At 35.0% G+C, this 18,916-nt stretch carries 13 protein-coding genes and 1 pseudogene; all 14 read left to right on the top strand.

Annotated elements, in window-relative coordinates:
• Positions 1-187: 187 nt before the first annotated feature.
• A pseudogene (locus RMR19_RS07020) lies at positions 188-1,933 on the top strand (ABC transporter ATP-binding protein).
• Entirely contained in the window at positions 1,934-3,676 is a 1,743-nt protein-coding gene (locus tag RMR19_RS07010) for an ABC transporter ATP-binding protein (protein WP_310602787.1), read from the top strand.
• A gap of 134 nt (positions 3,677-3,810) precedes the next feature.
• Entirely contained in the window at positions 3,811-5,616 is a 1,806-nt protein-coding gene (locus tag RMR19_RS07005) for an ABC transporter ATP-binding protein (RefSeq protein WP_310602786.1), read from the top strand.
• Positions 5,609-7,408: an ABC transporter ATP-binding protein gene (locus tag RMR19_RS07000; RefSeq protein ID WP_310602785.1), complete on the top strand. Its 1,800-nt coding sequence runs from the start codon at positions 5,609-5,611 to the stop codon at positions 7,406-7,408. Before RMR19_RS07005 ends, RMR19_RS07000 begins: the two co-directional genes overlap by 8 nt.
• Positions 7,409-8,022: 614 nt before the next feature.
• Positions 8,023-8,565, top strand: a complete 543-nt coding sequence (locus RMR19_RS06995; RefSeq protein ID WP_310602784.1) for a beta-class carbonic anhydrase — start codon at positions 8,023-8,025, stop codon at positions 8,563-8,565.
• The gene (locus RMR19_RS06990; protein ID WP_310602783.1) at positions 8,558-8,836 is read left to right on the top strand and encodes a hypothetical protein; all 279 of its coding nucleotides are present in this window, start codon (positions 8,558-8,560) and stop codon (positions 8,834-8,836) included. Before RMR19_RS06995 ends, RMR19_RS06990 begins: the two co-directional genes overlap by 8 nt.
• A 15-nt stretch (positions 8,837-8,851) precedes the next feature.
• On the top strand, positions 8,852-9,268 hold the full coding sequence (locus RMR19_RS06985; protein ID WP_310602782.1) for a GNAT family N-acetyltransferase: 417 nt from the start codon (positions 8,852-8,854) through the stop codon (positions 9,266-9,268).
• Positions 9,269-9,601: 333 nt separating this feature from the next.
• Entirely contained in the window at positions 9,602-10,420 is an 819-nt protein-coding gene (locus tag RMR19_RS06980) for an Rpn family recombination-promoting nuclease/putative transposase (protein WP_310602781.1), read from the top strand.
• 570 nt (positions 10,421-10,990) lie between these two features.
• A complete protein-coding gene (locus RMR19_RS06975; protein ID WP_310602780.1) occupies positions 10,991-11,449 on the top strand; it encodes a MarR family winged helix-turn-helix transcriptional regulator in 459 nt (152 codons plus the stop codon).
• Between the two features lie 9 nt (positions 11,450-11,458).
• The gene (locus RMR19_RS06970; RefSeq protein WP_310602779.1) at positions 11,459-13,822 is read left to right on the top strand and encodes an ABC transporter ATP-binding protein/permease; all 2,364 of its coding nucleotides are present in this window, start codon (positions 11,459-11,461) and stop codon (positions 13,820-13,822) included.
• A 116-nt stretch (positions 13,823-13,938) separates the two neighbouring features.
• On the top strand, positions 13,939-15,231 hold the full coding sequence (locus RMR19_RS06965) for a sensor histidine kinase (RefSeq protein ID WP_310602778.1): 1,293 nt from the start codon (positions 13,939-13,941) through the stop codon (positions 15,229-15,231).
• Complete coding sequence (locus RMR19_RS06960) at positions 15,228-16,013, top strand: response regulator (protein WP_310602777.1); 786 nt, start codon at positions 15,228-15,230, stop codon at positions 16,011-16,013. The genes RMR19_RS06965 and RMR19_RS06960 overlap by 4 nt, the downstream gene beginning before the upstream one ends.
• Positions 16,014-16,149: 136 nt before the next feature.
• The gene (locus tag RMR19_RS06955; RefSeq protein WP_310602776.1) at positions 16,150-16,590 is read left to right on the top strand and encodes a hypothetical protein; all 441 of its coding nucleotides are present in this window, start codon (positions 16,150-16,152) and stop codon (positions 16,588-16,590) included.
• Positions 16,591-16,618: 28 nt separating this feature from the next.
• Positions 16,619-18,916, top strand: a 2,298-nt coding sequence (locus tag RMR19_RS06950) for a leucine-rich repeat protein (protein WP_310602775.1), incomplete at its 3' end; no start/stop codon positions are given.

Raw genomic sequence — 18,916 nt, 5'->3', positions numbered from 1 at the left:
TTGTTTTAGAGAACATTAACGAATGCGCTTTGAAAACATAACAAAGTTTTGCATCATAAACGTATATTACACAAGTATATCAACTAAGTTTAAATGAATAAATATTTCCCATTATTCATTTAAACAAGAAAATAAACCTTTTGACACCCGAATCCTAATTAAGAAAACAAAAGAACAGGAGAAACCAATGAAAAAAAGAATTAACTTTCTATCACAATACATGCGACCCTATAGAATCCGATTTGTAATTGTACTACTTATAATCCTAGCAACAACAACCATAGTAGTATGTTATCCGTATCTATTTGGAAAATTAGTTGATGCCTTATTTTACGATAAGAATATACCAACATTCTTCCGTATAGGGATTATATATTTTGTTATCTACATAATTAATCAAGTTTTGCATTATTGTCTTGATATGATGGTAGCAAAATTATATATAGAATTTTCTTTTGACATAAAAAATGGAATATTTAAGAAGGTGCTTTCGTATAAAAGCAAGCAACTATCTAACTTAAATACTGGAGATATCATTTTCCGCATGAATAAAGATGCTGACGAGGTTTTGAGTTTTATCTATAGTGATATATTTTATGGAATATCAGCATTTTTAGATTTTAGCATGTGTTTAGGAATGACTGCATTCATTAGTCTTCCACTGGCAGGAGTTTCACTTGCTTTAGTAATTCTCACGTTCCTAGTATCGAATGTATTCAATAAAATCCTCAAGCCGTATTATGAAAAGGTTGCCAAGATGTCTGCGTCAAATCAAACATGGCTATTCGAGCTTTTAAATGGAATGCGTGATATTCGTCTTCTAAATGCAACTAGATATAGCATGGATAAATACATGAATAAAGAATTTGAGATTATAGAGAATAATAAAAAAGTTATGGAAAAAGAAACGATTGCTGACCGAACAAATGTAGCAATACAGGTATTATCTTCGATATGTTTATTTGCAGTAGCAGCATTTAATATTGTTTCTAATGTACTGACTCTAGGCGGTTTAATAGCATGTATTGATTATTTTGAACGTATGGTAGTGACATTGGGACGAATGTATGCAAGAACTTTTTCAATAGCAAAAAGAATTATTTCGATTGAACGAATAATTGAAATTCATGAGCAGGAATCAGAAGAATATAAAGAACATATACCAGTAAATGAAATTAGTAAGGGTGAAATTATTTTTAGTAACGTGCATTTTTCCTATTCGGAACATAAAGAGGTGTTAGAAAATCTCAACTTACATATAAAGCCAAGAGAAAGAATTGCACTAGTTGGAAAGAGTGGACAAGGAAAGAGTACGATTGCAGAATTACTATGTGGGTTGCTTGAGGCTAATCGTGGTGAAATTACGATTGATGGAACAGATATCAATTGCTATAACTTACAAGATTTACGAAGTCAGATAGGTTTGGTAAATCAAACAACAGCAATATTTAATGATACAGTTCGTTATAATTTGGTTTTTACGAATGAAGAAAAGCATGATGATGAGATATGGAACGTTCTAAAATAGGTGGAACTAGACGATGTTATTAACAAATTGCCGAATGGTCTTGATACAATTCTTGATTCTTCAAAGACCTTACTATCAGGTGGTCAGAAACAGAGACTAGCAATAGCCAGAGTATATCTAAAGAAACCGAAAGTATTAGTTTTCGATGAATCAACGTCAGCGTTAGATGGTAATACGGAACTCAATCTGACAAATACATGGGATGAATTATTCAAGGAAAACACGGTACTTATTATTGCACACCGTTTATCGACAATAATGAAAGCTGACCGAGTAGCATTTTTAGAAAATGGAAAGATTATAGGATGCGAAAAACACACACAACTTTTGGAAACGTGTCTGCAATATAGAACTCTTTTCTATGAGCAATATAGAAGTTATTGTAAGGAAGGAGGTATTGTGTAAATGAAGTTTAAACGATTATATTACTTTAAAAAACTATTTCCACTGATAGAAAAAAACAAAAAGTTGATGGTGGGAATGTTTGCTACTAAATTTCTGTTAGTGCTAGCAGCCTTATTTCCACCACTCGTCTATAAATATTATATCAATCAAGTAATCGTTGGTGAGAAAATAAGATTATTAGGTTATGTTGTCGCAGGGTACATTATTTTGTTTGTTATACAATCAATACTAAATGTTGCTTCAAAATATGCGGAATTTAATTATACTAACATGCTGAAAGTGGACATAAAACAAGCGTTACTAGATATCTATACCTCTATAGATTACATGGAATACGAGCAATATAATATTGGTGATATTAAGATTAAAATAGAATCTGATACAGAAGCAATATGCTCCTTCTATGTAAAACATTGTTTGGACTTTGCATTTTCCCTTTTCGGTGCAGTAATTATGATGGTTTTGATTTTTCAAATGAATTGGTACTTAACAATATTCGGTCTAGTTATGATTGTACTATCCTTTTTCGTTACGAAAGTATTAGGAGAGAAAATCAGGATAGCCGCCAATAAGTACAGAATGGATCAAAGTGCATTTGATAGCACGATACATGAGGCGTTACAAAACTGGAAAGAGATAAAGATAAACAACTTAGAAGAAAGAGAATGTGAATTATTGCAAGAGAAATGGTCACTTCTCACGAAGACAAAGCTTAAAATGACTAGATATCAATATTTGCATGGAGCACTTATTGCTTTTAATTTATTTTTCATCACACGTATGAATCTATATTTTTTCGGTGGAATTCTTATTATAAAGGGCTTAATGACAGTACCGATTATGCTTGTCTTTATGAATTACTATAATCAAATCCATACATATATTCAAACAACATTAAATTCATTTATAGAGTTAAGTTCCGATGTGCCTAAGATGGATGGGATATTATCAATGTTAGAATACAAAAATGTGTTACCAACAAAGAATCTGCCTGAAAAACAAGAGAATTTTAACGGAGATATACGCATTGAAAACCTTAGCTTCAAATATAAAACATCGAATAACTATGTTCTAAAAAACATTTCCACAGTAATGAAACACAATAGGTCACTTGCTATCGTTGGGGAAAGTGGAAGTGGAAAAACAACGTTAGTAAAGTTATTAATAGGACTTTATGCTCCTGATGAGGGTTCAATCTATATAGACAATAGTAATCTAAATGATATTCCTGTGGAAAAAAGGACGCACTTAATAAACATAGTAATGCAAGACCCGATGCTATTTAATATGTCCATAGTAGATAATCTTCGTATGGCAAAGCCGGATGCAACGATGGAAGAAATCGAGGATGCGTGTAAAAAAGCAAATATATATGATTTCATTCAAGAAACAGCGGAGAAATACAATACCCTGATTGGGGAGCAAGGAATTAAACTATCAGGAGGACAAAAGCAGCGATTAGCAATTGCAAGAACGTTATTGCTAGACCCAAAGATACTTATCTTTGATGAGTCAACATCCTCATTAGATAGTGAAAATGAGAATATGATTGTAAATGCAATCAATAATTTATCACACGATAAGACAATAATTACGATTTCTCATAGATTTTCAACAATTGCAAAATCAGAGGATGTGATGTTACTGCAAGATGGCTGTATCGTGGAACAGGGCAATTTTGATACGGTTAGGAAAGAAAGCAATCTATTTAGATTGATCTTTAAGGAACAAAGTTTGAATTAGATTATCGTTCAATCCCAAGCATTGCGTTACTCTGCAAGGCTATGGGCTAATAATACAGAATGACCAAGAAACCAGCCCCTTCGCCGAAGGCGGACTCTAAAAGGGCTGGTTTTAGTAGAGGAGGGACAACAAGAATGAAAGAAACATTACAAGGAACATGGAAGTATTACAAGAACATACTAGGCATTCTAATCGTGTGTACAATTATGGGATTGATGCAGATGGTTATGCTACTCGTCGAACCCCAGATTATCTCGCTGATTGTTGACAGGGTAATCAATCCCGCTGTTGGAAATGCGCCAGTGGAGAATTCTAGTGTATTTTTCTTTTTAATAAGAGATATACCAGAACATGATGTATGGAGGATCATGGGTGTCTTAGTCGTAACATTTTTAATTTTTCTGGCACTTTATTTTGTGCTGTTTTATCTAAGATGGAACATAGCGCATTACTATTCATCTCAATGTGAGAAGAATATGCGAAGAGACTTATTGAATAAGATAAATTCGTTTGGAGTTGGATTACTAAAGGATTATTCAACAGGAGATTTAATAACAATAATAAATCGAGATACTTCAAATATTAGAAATGCCTACATAGCAGGAGTTCCATTTATGTGTGACTCTCTGTTCTACATAGTTGTAGCGGTATATTTTCTATCAAGATTAGATGTGACATTAATTATATTTCCACTGCTTACGTTAGTGGTGTTTGCATTAATAACAAAAGGATTAATCAAGACGTTTGGGAAAATGTATGAAATGATGTGGAAGAAGAATTCGGATTTGAATACAGAGACACAGGAAAGTATCTATGGATTTCGAACAATAAAGGCATATGCAAGGGAAGAATTTCAGCAAAAGAAATTTAGCAATAAAGCAGAAGATTTGAAAGATTTCCATACTGGTTTTGGGAAAACGAGATATCGCTACTTTTTAATGTATGATACGGTAGATAATATAGTTATGGTTGTCAGTATGGGAATTAGTATCTATCTGGCATCAAAGATGAAGATGAGTAGTGGAGAATATTCAGCATTCTTATCATATCTACTTATGATATGCGGTTGCTTTATCAATCTGATATTCTTGGCATCGGATATTCAAGATTATGTTGTTAGTGGAAAACGATTGCATGGACTTTTTGAAAAGAAAGATGAAACTGCAGAGAAATTCGGTACAAGGAAGGTTGATGAAAAGCCAAATATCGAAGTAAAGAATGTATCTTCAAAAGTAGATGGAAAGACATTATTAGATGATATATCAGTACAAATTCCATATGGAAAAAAGATTGGTGTCATGGGAAAGACAGGAAGTGGAAAGTCAGTATTTTTAAAGACATTACAGACATTTATGGAATATGAGGAAGGAGAGATTACGATTGACAATCGACCATTAGAGGAATATGACCGAAGAGAAATCGCACGTACCTACAGTTACGCAATGCAAGATGTCTTTCTATTTTCCAATACAATTGAGTCTAATATTGCATATTATAATCCTTATGCAGATGAGAAAATCGTTGAGAAATGTGGAAAACTTGCGGAAGTAGATGAGTTCGCCATGACATTTCCAGATGGGTACCAGACAGTCGTTGGTGAAAAGGGATTCGGTTTATCTGGTGGACAGAAACAAAGGGTGGCGATTGCAAGAGCATTACTGAAAGATGCGCCAGTGATTGTTTTAGATGATTGTACAAGTGCGTTAGACGTTGAAACAGAAAGCAAGATATTCAAGAATTTAAAGGAACATTGCACAGATAAGACACTGATTATTGCTACTCATAGAGCACCAGCAATTAAAGATTGCGATGAAATCTTATTCTTTGAAGATGGAAAGATTGTGGAACGAGGTACATTTGAACAGTTGATACAGTTAAATGGCAGATACGCAAGTATCTATAACCGTCAAGTTGAGAGCGGGGTGATTATAAGTGAGTAAAAATTTATATTTTGAAGATGAAATCATACAAGAGAAATTCAGTATGGCAATGATAAAAAGAATGGTTCAGTATGCATCGGCATACAAGAAAGAGTATAAGAGAGTTATTTCATTATTAATAGCAACAAGTCTGTTTTCTTTAGTGCCAGTCGGTTTGAACAAGCTTATCATTGATTATGTTTTACCAAAGAACGGTGTATTAAGAGAAGACTATGTACCAATAGCAACTATCCTGTTGTCAATGTGGATTACATTAAGTTTAGGTTCCGTAATATCGAACTATTTCACATCTGCAGCATCGACTCGCCTTGGAAACAGTGTAATCTGTGATTTAAGGAAGGATATGTTTGAGAAACTAATGAAACTTGGTTTTGATTACTATGATAGTCGACCAACAGGAAAGATACTCGTTCGAATAACGAATTATACTGACGAGATTGCCGATTTCTTTGTAAATGATATGACTCGAATTACGGTAAATGTATTTATGATGATTATGAGTTTTATCTGTATCGTAGTTATAGAAAAGAGACTGGCACTTGTTGTTATTCTTGTATGTGTTCCACTGATTGCAGGAGTATGGTGTTTATCAAAAGCATTGTATAAGAGAGTATGTGTGGAAAGAAATAAGCACAGTAACAGAACTGCATTTGTAGCGGAAGATATTAGTGGATTAGAAGTAATTAAGGCATTCAACCGAGAAACTTTGAATGAAGAGATCCATGAGAATCTATCGGAGCAAGTAGTGAAAGCATTTATGGCAACAACAAGATTCCGAGAAATATTTTATCCTATGACACATGGTGTTATTCGTGTAATCTGCTCCATTATTCTGTATGCAGTTGCTTTGCTGATTATTGACAATCAGATTGGTAAAGTGCTAACATTAGGCTCGGTTGTGGCAGTAACAACGTATATGCAGATGTTTTCTGAAAATGTATATACCATTTGCCAAAGACTTCAAAAGATTACAAACCTAACATCGAATATAGAAAGAGTGTTTGATGTGCTGGACACAGACATTAATATAGTAGATAGAAAAGATGCGAAAGACCTTGGTGAGATAGAAGGAAATGTTTCTTTCGACCACGTAACATTTAGCTACAACAGCACAAAGAATGTCTTGAGTGATATTAACATTGATATAAAGTCAGGGGAAATGATTGCACTTGTAGGGCCTACGGGTGGAGGAAAGACAACGTTTGTCAGTCTTATTAATCGCTTCTATGATGTAACAGAAGGTGCAGTGAAGATAGACGGCATAGATATACGTGATGTGAAGCAGAAGTCATTACGTGAGAAAGTTGGCGTAATGATGCAGGATACATTTCTATTCAGTGGCGAAATCATTGAAAATATCCGTTTTGCAAAGCCAGATGCAACGGATGAGGAATGTATGGAAGCGGCTAAGAAAGTGTTTGCACATAACTTTATCGAAAAGATGCCAGAGGGATATCATACGGTGATTTCGAGTCAATCGACTCAACTTTCAGGTGGAGAGAAACAGTTATTATCATTTGCCAGATTGATGTTGGCTGACCCAAAAGTTATCATATTAGATGAAGCAACAAGTAACATCGATTCAGAAACAGAAGGCATGATTCAAGAGATGTTCAAAGAAGTTTTAAAGGGGAGAACAAGCTTCGTTATTGCACATAGATTATCGACAATAAAGAATGCGGATAGAATATTATATATCGATAATGAGCAGATTGTGGAGCAAGGGACACATGGTGAGCTATTGCAGAAAAAAGGGAAGTATTATAAACTGGTAATGCAGAAAAGTGAATAAGTTTATGAGGCAAAACTTTACTACGTGTCGAAGCTTCTTTGCTAGTGTCCGATAACACGAAACACGCTCCACACCTAAGTACTTCTAAGTGTGTACGTGAAGTTGTTGAAAGGTTACGGAAACGACCTCAATTCGGCATCCTGCCTCAGTGAGGTCTGGCTCGGCATCCATGCCTCGCCTTCCTAGGTTGTGGGTGTACACACTAAGAAGTACTAAGATGTTTTGCTATCGTTTCTTAGTTTTCGGACACCAGCGAAGAAGCTGGGGAAGGTTATTGAAGTTTTGCTGATTTACTTTATTGGTACACTTGGCTGATACATAAGTAATGAGTATTAAGTAATTTATGTATAAAAAGCAGTTTGTTATAGTGAGTTCTCGTTTTATATAAGCAGAGTAGATTTATTAATAGCTTTTATTTTAAGTAGATTACACTAAATGTATATATAGGTATGGATACATATGTCTATAACCTATACTTAGTCAAATGCCAATGCTATAGTAATCTGTGCTCGTTGTAGTACTAAAGATAGACATAACATGCATCTATACTTATTGTACATTATAAGTAGCGTTGCAATTACCAATAAAAGAAAGTAATGAGGGGAAAATATAACATGATTAATGAGATTTTAGAGTTCAACAAGGAATTTGTTGAAAACAAGGGTTATGAGAAATACATCACAAACAAATACCCAGATAAGAAAGTTGCAATCATATCTTGTATGGATACGAGATTAACAGAGTTGTTACCAGCTTCTTTGGGGCTTAGGAATGGGGATGCGAAGATTATTAAGAATGCAGGGGGAGTTATCTCGCATCCATTTGGGAGTGTGATTCGAAGTTTGTTAATTGCAATATATGAATTGGATGTGAAAGAGATCTTAGTAATCGGTCACACGGATTGTGGCGCAAGATGTACGGATAGCCAGAAGATGATAGAGAAGATGAAGGAACAGGGAATCACACAAGCCAGTATTGATATGATTGAGTATTGTGGCATTGATTTTGACTCTTGGCTAGGTGGATTTAAGGATTTGGACGATTCGATTAATAAATCGGTAGAATTAATACGTAAGCATCCTTTGATACCAAGTACAATACAAGTATATGGTTTGGTGATGGATTCTGTGACAGGTGAATTGAGTCAAATTGTTTAAAAGCAGAGATTTGTTAGATAATCGAATTGATATAATGGTAAACAGAAGATTGGAGGAGAAAACGATAAGTAATTTGGTACATATTTATTTGGAAACTCAAAACCTTTTAGTACGTCAATATACGATGAATGATATAGATGGATTATATGAGATTATGTCAAATCCACAAGTACATCAATATACAAAAGACAGAAATTGTCCTTGGGATAGACGTAAGACAGAACAATGCATTCAATTCTTTATGGAATGGATTAAGGTTTTTGAAGGCTGACAAGGAGGAACATAAATGTATACATATAAGAAAAACACATTGACTGCAGAGGAGTGGCTTCATTTACGTGAACATACTACTTGGACTCTTCATTCATTGGCTGATTTTAAATCTGCATTACAAGGAAGTTTACTTACAGTTTCAGCATATCATGGAAAAAAACTTATTGGTATGGGACGCCTAATAGGTGATGGATTTTTGTGTTTTTATCTTCAAGACATTATTATACTACCTGAATATCGTATGCAAGGAATTGGTTCTAAAATAGTTAGCACTATTTTGGAGGATATCCAAAAGAATGCTACTACTTCCATCACTGTCGGGTTAATGTCTGCCAAAGGCGCTGAATCTTTCTATGAAAAACTGGGCTTTGAAAAACGCTTAGGAATTCCTAAAGGCTATGGTATGGAAATCATAATACAACCCAATTAAAAACAGTCGCTAAAATCACTTAAAGTAAGTAATGGAAATTCTATATTCTTGCATTGCTTCATTTGACGAATTGTATTTATAAACTTTGGCATCGGAAAATCATGCACTTGAGTTAATGCCAAAATATATATTTTGGTTTAGTGATGGATTCTGTGACAGGAGAATTGAGTCAAATCGTTTAAAGGCAAACCTCCGTTAGATAATCGAATTTGATACAACGGCAAACAGAAGATTAGAGGAGTATCAGTATAAAAACATATTATTTTTATAAGAATTATTTTACAACAGAATCAAAAAATATGCTATAATGATAGTAAGAGATGGAGTGTTTATATGGAAAATAAAATTTTAAAACCTACAAATGATTTGATTTTCAAGTTGATTTTTGGTGATAATAGAAATATAGATATTTTGGCAAGCTTTTTGCAATCGGTTCTTAACTTACCTGAAAGCGAATATAGCCATTTAACAATCGTTGATCCGTATACAAGGATTGAAAAGATAAATGATAAAACATCAATACTTGATGTGAAGTTACACACCAAAAGCGGAAAAATTATTGATATTGAAATTCAAGTTTCTGATGTTCCACAAATGAAAGAGAGAATTGTATTCTACACAGCTAAAATGATAACAGAGCAAGTGGGCAAAGGTGATAATTATAATCTGAAAAAGGTTATCAGCATTGTCATAACAGACTATAAAATCATAACAGAGAACGAATCATACCACAATGTATATCAGCTTTACGACAAAAATACAAACTCAAAATTCACTGATGTGTTGGAGATTAACACATTGGAACTGCCAAAATTGCCAAGCGAAACAGATAATAGCAGTTTATGGAATTGGTTAAGGTTTTTGAAAGCCGACAGGGAGGAGGAATTGACCATGTTAGCGCAAAAAAGTCCCGAAATTTACAAAGCGGTTGGAGTATTGAAAGAGTTAAGCCAAGACGAGAGAACAAAGCTACTTTATGAATCACGCGAAAAGGCTATGCGTGATGAGCGAGCAAGATTACAGGGTGCAATAGAAAATAGAAATAAAGAAATTGTTCAAAAAGCCTTATCGATGGGAATGTGTCTGGAAGATATTTCTGAGCTAACAAATTTATCACTTGAAGAAATCAAAACGATTGCGAATGAACAATAAAAAATATAGATATTGTACACTCTACTGTGGACAATATCTATATAAAAAAATGCTGGGAGATTTTTTTATATGAAAACATAGACAAAGAATACTTGCTAATATGTATTCTTTGTCTATGTTTTCTTTTTATCTATTTGTTTCTCAACAACCTAGCCATGCAAAACTTCAATACCTATCCCATGCGTATTCGCTGGTGCTCTCTAAGTAAAAAACGATAGCGAAAACCCTATAGAACTTCTTAGAGTGTACATCCAGTAACCTAGGAAGGCGAGGCAAGGACGCCGAGCCAGCCTTCGCTGAGGCAGGATGCCGAATCGAAGGCGATTCCGTAATTATTCAACAATCTGTCTGTACACACTTAGAAGTTCTTAGGGGTGTAGCATGTTTTGTCTTAGAGAGCACCAGCAAATACGCCTCGAAAACGTAGTAAAGTTTTGCTATATAGCATTGAAGCATACAAGAAAAAATCTTATAGAACCATTAGAAGAGTATTAATAAACTATAAACTCCGTTGACAAATGAATATATTGATTATATTATATATGAATCATATATAAATGAGGTGATGAAATGGATATGCATGAATATATGATGGGAATATTAAGTAATTATCATGAGATACAGATCTATGCGGAGAAGGTAATAGAGCAGGTATTTCAGCCCGTAGGGTTAACAAGGCTACAAGGACTTATATTGTTATTGGTGTATAGTGGGAATACAAATTCAATTGGAGATGTTGCGAAGTGCCTTGGAATAAAGCAAGGAAATTGCTCCGTTGTCTGCAAGAAACTTGAAAGTGTAGGGTATTTAACGCGAGAGCGCAATGCGTCAGACGAACGAGTGGTGAAACTTGCATTAACCGATAAGGGAAAACAAGCAATTGAAGATGTTAAGGCAGAATCAGCAAGAAAAGGCTGTGTATTAGAAGATATTGAGCCTAGTAAGTTGAATCGTATCGCAGAAGGAGTATTAGCCGTAAAAGAGGTTTTGAAACTGATGTACGATACGACAATAGCAAGTGAGGAATAGGAGGAAGTTATGTTAGAGTTAAAGAACATACGAAAAGTGTATCACGTAGGTGATGTTGAAACGGTGGCACTAAATGATATTAGTGTAGCATTTAGAGAAAGAGAATTTGTAGCAATATTAGGTACAAGTGGATCAGGAAAGACAACATGTTTAAATATGATAGGTGGGCTTGATCAATATGATTCAGGTGACCTTGTAATTAAAGGTAAGAAGACAAAAGATTTTAAAACAAATGATTGGGATGCTTATAGAAACAATTCCGTTGGATTCATATTCCAAAGTTATAACTTAATTATGCATCTAAGTATTGTTGAAAATGTTGAACTTGGTATGACATTAAGTGGAGTATCAAGAGAACAGAAACATAAAAGAGCCATTGAAGTATTAGAGCAAGTTGGACTAAAAGACCATCTACATAAGAAGCCAAACCAATTATCAGGTGGACAGATGCAAAGGGTTGCGATAGCAAGAGCACTTGCCAATGACCCAGAAATCCTTCTATGTGATGAACCAACAGGAGCACTTGATACCGCTACCAGTATTCAAATCATGGATTTGATAAAGTCGGTAGCAGGAGACAGACTTGTTATCATGGTTACGCATAACCCTGAATTAGCAGAGGAATATGCAGACAGAATCATTCGTTTCCAAGATGGTAAGATTATCGATGATACCAATCCTCATATTGAAAGACCGAAAGAAGATCAATTCCATCTGAAAAAGACGGCAATGAAATTCAAGACAGCATTAGGGTTATCCCTTAATAACTTAAAGACGAAGAAGGGAAGAACATTCCTAACAGCATTTGCCTCAAGTATCGGTATTATCGGTATTGCAGTTATATTAAGTTTATCATCAGGATTTAAAGAACAGATTCTACAGTTCCAATCCGATGCCATGGCAGATATGCCAATTATCATCTCGCAAACAACGCAGCAGATTGATGAAGAGACGATGCGAAAGTTAGCAGAAGATAGAGAAGCAGTAATGAAGGGAACAGCGGAATTCGAGGATACAGATAAAGTATATCTGTATAACCCAGATGAGAATACGATGTTACATACGAATGTATTCAATGACGAATTCATGGATTACCTTAAAAACATAGATAAAGAAATCTGTGGAAGTGTAGGATATACAAGACTAGTTGGTCTTAACATGGTAAGAGACACAGAGAATGGTATCGTACCAGTTAGCTTATCAGCAGGTTCATCAAGTGATAACATGATGACAGCGATGACATCTTCCGCAACCATGTCAATGGGATTGTCTTCTTATCCAAAACAATTAGCAGATGACAGCCAATCTTACCTTGAAAAATGCTATGATGTACTAGAAGGCGCATATCCAGCAAACGACAATGAAGTTGTTTTAGTTATTGATGAAAAGAATCGTGTAGCACAAAATATTATGACAGCATTAGGATATGACACAACAGATGTGGAATCCATAGACCTAAAAGATATTGTTGGAACAGAGATAAAGATTATACCAAACGATGATTACTATGTAAAAACAGATATGGGTAACTACTTACCAGGTAATGATTATGAAGCAATGTATAAGGCAGAAGATGCAATCACAATCAAAATCTCTGCAGTAGTAAGACAAAAATCAACGGTAACAATCGGTTTACTATCAACTGGTATTGCCTATAGTGATGAGTTAGCAGGAAAATTAATTGATTTAAACAAAGAATCCGCAATTGTGAAAGAGCAGGAAAGCAGTGATTATAATGTAATGTCAATGGAAGCATTTATAGACGAAACAGCAAAATCACAATTCTTAGGATACCTTGGTGGAACATCAATTCCTTATATCATTATGGTATACCCAGAAACATTTGAAAACAAAGATGCCGTACTTGCATACTTAGATGCATTTAACGAAGGAAAAGACTCTGATGATGCGATTGTCTATATGGATATGGCAGGAACGATGTCAAGTATGACAAGTGGTATTATGGATGCAATTACAATTGTATTAGTTGCATTTGCAGCAATTTCATTAGTAGTAAGTTTAATTATGATTTGTATTATTACGTATACATCTGTATTAGAGAGAACAAAGGAAATTGGTGTATTAAGAGCACTTGGAGCTAGAAAGAAAGATATTACACGAGTATTCGATGCAGAAACATTTATATTAGGTGTATTCTCTGGTGTACTTGGAATCATTATTGCATGGTTACTAACAATCCCAATCAACTCGGTATTACTTGATATGACAGGATTAGAGAATGTAGCAACACTTCAACCAACACATGCAATTATGCTAGTTGTTGTAAGTACCATCTTAACTGTTATCGGTGGACACGTACCAGCAAAGATGGCATCAAAGAAAGACGCAGTAGAAGCATTACGTTCAGAATAGGATGCAATAAAGACCAAAGGAAAGTGAAAATAGTCGCTTTTCTTTGGTCTTTTGTTGCTTTTGTCTGATAAAAGAAATATAATATAGATAATGCAGTTTCTTGGGGGGTGAAGTAAATGACGGCACAAACAATTAGCCTTGAACTTAATTTATGTGCATTTGGAGCTATTATTCTTATACTAATTTTATCCGTGCTATCTTTACGATTGAAAGAGCGGGTACATTTTTGGTTTTTTGGGCTTGTAGTTTCTATTTTTCTATACTTTCTACTGGATCTGGTTATTGCATTGGTGACAGGATATGCGGGTTCTTCGTCTAATATTTGGGTTCGGATTTTGGATAGCATAAGCTATTCTATCGGTGGATTTCAGATTGTTATCTATGCATGGTATCTTTATGAATATCTGCGTATCAAGACAACGGTATCAAAAAAACCGTTTAAAATACTGTCAGCCATTGGTGCAGTAACCGTATTGATGTGCGTTATTGCATTTTTAATAGAGTTATCGATTAGACCTGATGAATACAATACTTATGTAAGGCGGCCAATGTTTTGGTTCTGGGAGATTAGTTTTGTATTTGTTATACTTATTTCTATGGGTATTATAATACGCTACGCTAAGTTTCTGAGAGCACGGGAGGAAGTATCGTTAATACTGTATCTGATTGCCCCTATTATATGTTCGGCACTTGAAGTGATGATTCCAGGTCTATATATAGCATTATTTGGCGCATCTTTTACCACTGCTTTAATATACGTGAATATACAGATGGAGTTAATACACGAGATGCGTTTAAAGGAAGCAGAACTAACGGAAAAACGCATTGCAATCATGCTAAGTCAAATTCAACCACATTTCTTATATAATGTACTTGCTACCATTGATGATTTGGTTTTTGAAGACCAAGAGGTTGCCCATAGAGCGATTTTGGATTTTTCAAAATATCTTCGAGGAAATATGGATTCCCTTTCTCAAAAGGAGCTGATTCTTTTTAGTAAAGAGTTAGCGCATACAAAACAATATCTTCGCTTGGAGGAATTACGTTTTCGCGAGAGATTACGAATTGTATATGATATAGGAACAGAAAGTTTTATGCTTCCCGTTCTTACATTACAACCGATTGTTGAGAATGCAGTACGATATGGTGTAACGAAAAAACGAGATGGTGGAACGATTACGATACGGACAGAGGAAACATCGGATTGCTACTATATTATTGTTTCGGATGATGGAGTTGGATTTGATATGGAAAAACCATTTAGTGAGGAACGAAGCCATAACGGAATCGCTAATGTACGTAATAGAATTATGACGATGTGTGGCGGAAGTCTTACAATTGAAAGTGAAATTGATAAAGGTACAAAATCTATAATTGAGATACCGAAGCAAGGGGGTAAATACGAATGAACATGATAGCTGTTGATGATGAACAATCTGCGCTGAATGCCATTGAGCGTGCATTAAACAATAGGGAACAATCAGCAACTTTGGCAAGCTTTCTGTATGCTGATGAAGCTCTTGCCTATGCAAAAGAGAATAGAGTAGATATTGCCTTCTTAGATATCGAGATGAATGAGATAAATGGTCTTATCCTTGCGAAAAGGCTGAAAGAAATCTATGGAAATACGAATATTATATTTGTTACAGGTTACGATGAATATGCGTTAGAAGCATTGCGTATCAAGGCTTCGGGCTATATCTTAAAGCCAATTGATGCAGAGCAGGTTGCAAATGAGCTTGATTCCCTACGTTATCCGATAAAGCAGGAAGAGGAGGGCGTTCGGATTCAATGTTTTGGAAACTTTGAAGTTTTCCTAGATGGAAAACCAATTAACTTTAAGCGTCCAAAATCGAAAGAGATCTTAGCGTATCTTGTAGACCGAAAAGGTGTAAATGTAAGCAAGAAGGAGCTTGCTGCGATTCTATGGGAAGATGAACCATACTCAAGAAGTATGCAGTCCCATCTTCATATCTTGATTACGGAACTAGAACAAACGTTATTAAAAGCAGGGATAGACAATCTGTTTTTAAAGCAGAAAGGTTTCTACTCCGTTGATGTTTCAAATTTTGTCTGTGATTTTTATGATTATGAGAAAGGTTACGTATCAGCTGTCAACAGTTACCATGGTGAATATATGACCAACTATAGTTGGGCGATGTTTACAGAGGGGAAGCTAGGGAATGTTTAAAAAGCAATTTTCAGACGCACCCTAGAGCAGTAAATCCAGGAAAACATAAAAAAACAAAATATTTTTTCAAAAAAGCCTGATTTTTTTAAAAAATCGGGCTTTCGATTTGTCACCAGTTTGTCATGGGGTTGTTATAATGAACACAAGACATATGCAAGGAAGAATAACACCCATTCATGGAGGTGATTTTATGGTGATTCTTGTGGTAGATAATGACCCTGATCAATTATGGGAGCTTGTACGAAATCTACGCCATGTGTATCCGAATGATATTGTTGAATATACACACGACGCATTTATGGCAGGGAGGTTTGGGATTAACAACTCAGTGGATGTTTTATTCACAAAGCTTATGATGAAAGTGGATGGACTAAAGCTTACCGAGCTGATAAAATCACGAAATCCCAATTTGCATACCGTTCTAATGGCAACACGCGAAGAATTTGATGAATGGGATATCTATGAAGGCGAAAGTGAATTTACTTTAATTGAAAGTCCTGTAACTAAATCTGCATTACGTGAATTTATGGAACATGAACCATATAAAGTTGTAGGCAGAGATTCATTACAATTTTAATTTACGAAATCATAAGGAGGAATGGATTATGAAGCTAAGAGAAAATGAAGTAAGAACGAAGCATTGGGGACAGATAAAAGAAGGGTATACAAGTAATATTAAGTGGATTTTTATGTTGGCATTGTTGTTGGTTATTACGATAGTAGTGCCGAATGGTAAGATGGCTCATGCGGAAGAAATAGGAGATCTTACAAGTGATGGTTATTCCTTTGACACGGACACAAAGAAGTTGACAATAGCAACAGATAATGGAGTGACTGCTTGGAGGCGTGACACAAAAATTGCAAAAGCAGAGGTAAGATCAGTAGAGATGCGTGATGGCATAAAAAAAATTGGAAATCAAGCATTTTATTACTGCATCAAATTAGAGGAGGTAATAATTCCGGAAAGTGTAACAAGTATTGAATCGAATGCATTTGCTGGGTGTAGCAGTTTGGAAGAAGTAACAATTCCAGAAAGTGTAACAAGTATTGGAGAAGAGGCATTCTATGAATGTAGCAGTTTGAGAGAAGTAACGATACCAGAAAGTGTAACAAGTATTGGAGAAGCTGCATTCTATCAATGTAGCAGTTTGAGAAAAGTAACGATACCAGAAGGGGTAACAAGTATTGAACCGAGTACATTTTTTTGGTGTAGCAGTTTAGAAGAGATAGAGATACCAGAGGGAGTAACAAGTATTGGAAGTGGTGCATTTAGAAGTTGCATCTTTTTGAGAAATATAGAAATCCCAAAAGGAGTAACAACTATTGAAGACTATACATTTTATGGTTGTAATTTTTTAGGAACAATAGAAATACCAGAAGGAGTAACGAGTATTGGAAAGTATGCGTTTACTGCGACTGGTTTCAGAAATGTAGAAATACCAGAAAAAGTAACAAGTATTGGTGCAAGTGCATTTGAAAAATGTGGAAGTTTGAATGAGGTAACAATACAATCTAACATAGTTAGCATTGATAATACGGCATTTAATGCTTGTAAGCGTTTATCAACGGTAACTGTTCCAAATGGAACAATCACAGTTACAGCAAATTTATATTATGCAGGAAGTGTCTATATCATACCGAATTCAGTAACTAATTTTTCAATTACAGAGGAGCCAAAGACAGGATTTGAATTTAGTGAATGGGAAGGTAGCGATACTAGTGCTATTGATAATCTTACGAATTCTTCAATAACTTATGAAATGCTTTCTGCTGGTAGGGATGTGACATTTTGTGCAAATTATAAGCTTATGTCAAGTACGGTTGCTATTGTTGAAAGTGTAGATGGGAATAGTTATACTTCAAGTGGAAAAAGAGTTTCATTGAAAAAAGGGGATTCAACAAAGACAGGGGCAAATAATAATGGAACTTGGGTATTTGTAGATGTTCTAGAAGGAGTATATTCTATTTGTATTGATGATGTAGATACAGGAAGGGTAATAAATAAAACTGATGCAGTGGCAGTCAATGATACATTGGATTTCTATACCATAAAATTTGCTGTTAGCGATGAAGGAAGTGCGAAAGGTTCAACAATAAGTGCAACGTATGATTCTACAGAGATTACAAGTGGAACGGTAGTATTAGGTGGTAAAAAGCTTATAATTACTGTAGTAGGATCAGGAAATAATAATTATACATGGTCAGGAACAGGAGTAAGTGGAAACACAGATAAGATTACGAAAGATGCTCTTGCAGAAACAGTAGATGCAAATTGTGTTGTTACGGATAAGAGCACATCGACACCAGATCCAACACCAAGCACAATACCAACTGAAACAACAGAAGCAGAACCAGTAGTAATCTCAGCAGTTGATATGGTAAGAGTAACCCCTTCTGTAGTAACAGTAATCCAAGGAAAAACAAAGAGTTTCACAGCAAAAGTAATTGGAACAGAAGATGCATCTAAGGATGTTACATGGTCAGTAGAAGGCAATACATCAAGCAGTACGGTAGTAAGTGCAGATGGCGTATTAACAGTTGGAAAAGATGAAAAAGCAACAAGCATTATAGTAAAAGCTACTTCCAAAGAAGATAATACAAAATCAGCGTATGCAACAGTAAAAGTTGTAGCAAAGAAAGGTACGACATTTACAGCAGGAAATTATACATATATCATCACAGATGATAGTTTTGACGGTACTGGAACAGTAACATTAACAGGTGTAGCAAAAGGTAAAACAGTTACAACAGTGAATGTTCCAGAAACAGCAAAATACAAAGGTATTGAATACGATGTAACAGCAATCGGTGAGAAAGCTTTCTATCAAAATAAGAATATCAAGAAAGCAACAATTGGAAACAATGTAACGGTAATCGGTAAGAATTCATTCCGTGAGTGTCCA

Source organism: Anaerosporobacter sp. (genome assembly GCF_031551385.1).
In the GTDB taxonomy this organism is placed as follows: Bacteria; Bacillota; Clostridia; order Lachnospirales; family Lachnospiraceae; genus Anaerosporobacter.
The sequence above is the reverse complement of the archived record's forward strand: the minus strand, read 5'-3'. Positions and strand labels throughout refer to the sequence as shown.

Bases quoted from the DNA above. Each gene is read 5' to 3' on its own strand.
- RMR19_RS07010 (WP_310602787.1), top strand. From the start codon at position 1,934: ATGAAGTTTAAACGATTATATTACTTTAAAAAACTATTTCCACTGATA.
- RMR19_RS07005 (WP_310602786.1), top strand. From the start codon at position 3,811: ATGAAAGAAACATTACAAGGAACATGGAAGTATTACAAGAACATACTA.
- RMR19_RS06995 (WP_310602784.1), top strand. From the start codon at position 8,023: ATGATTAATGAGATTTTAGAGTTCAACAAGGAATTTGTTGAAAACAAG.
- RMR19_RS06985 (WP_310602782.1), top strand. From the start codon at position 8,852: ATGTATACATATAAGAAAAACACATTGACTGCAGAGGAGTGGCTTCAT.
- RMR19_RS06980 (WP_310602781.1), top strand. From the start codon at position 9,602: ATGGAAAATAAAATTTTAAAACCTACAAATGATTTGATTTTCAAGTTG.
- RMR19_RS06975 (WP_310602780.1), top strand. From the start codon at position 10,991: ATGGATATGCATGAATATATGATGGGAATATTAAGTAATTATCATGAG.
- RMR19_RS06970 (WP_310602779.1), top strand. From the start codon at position 11,459: ATGTTAGAGTTAAAGAACATACGAAAAGTGTATCACGTAGGTGATGTT.
- RMR19_RS06965 (WP_310602778.1), top strand. From the start codon at position 13,939: ATGACGGCACAAACAATTAGCCTTGAACTTAATTTATGTGCATTTGGA.
- RMR19_RS06960 (WP_310602777.1), top strand. From the start codon at position 15,228: ATGAACATGATAGCTGTTGATGATGAACAATCTGCGCTGAATGCCATT.
- RMR19_RS06955 (WP_310602776.1), top strand. From the start codon at position 16,150: ATGAACACAAGACATATGCAAGGAAGAATAACACCCATTCATGGAGGT.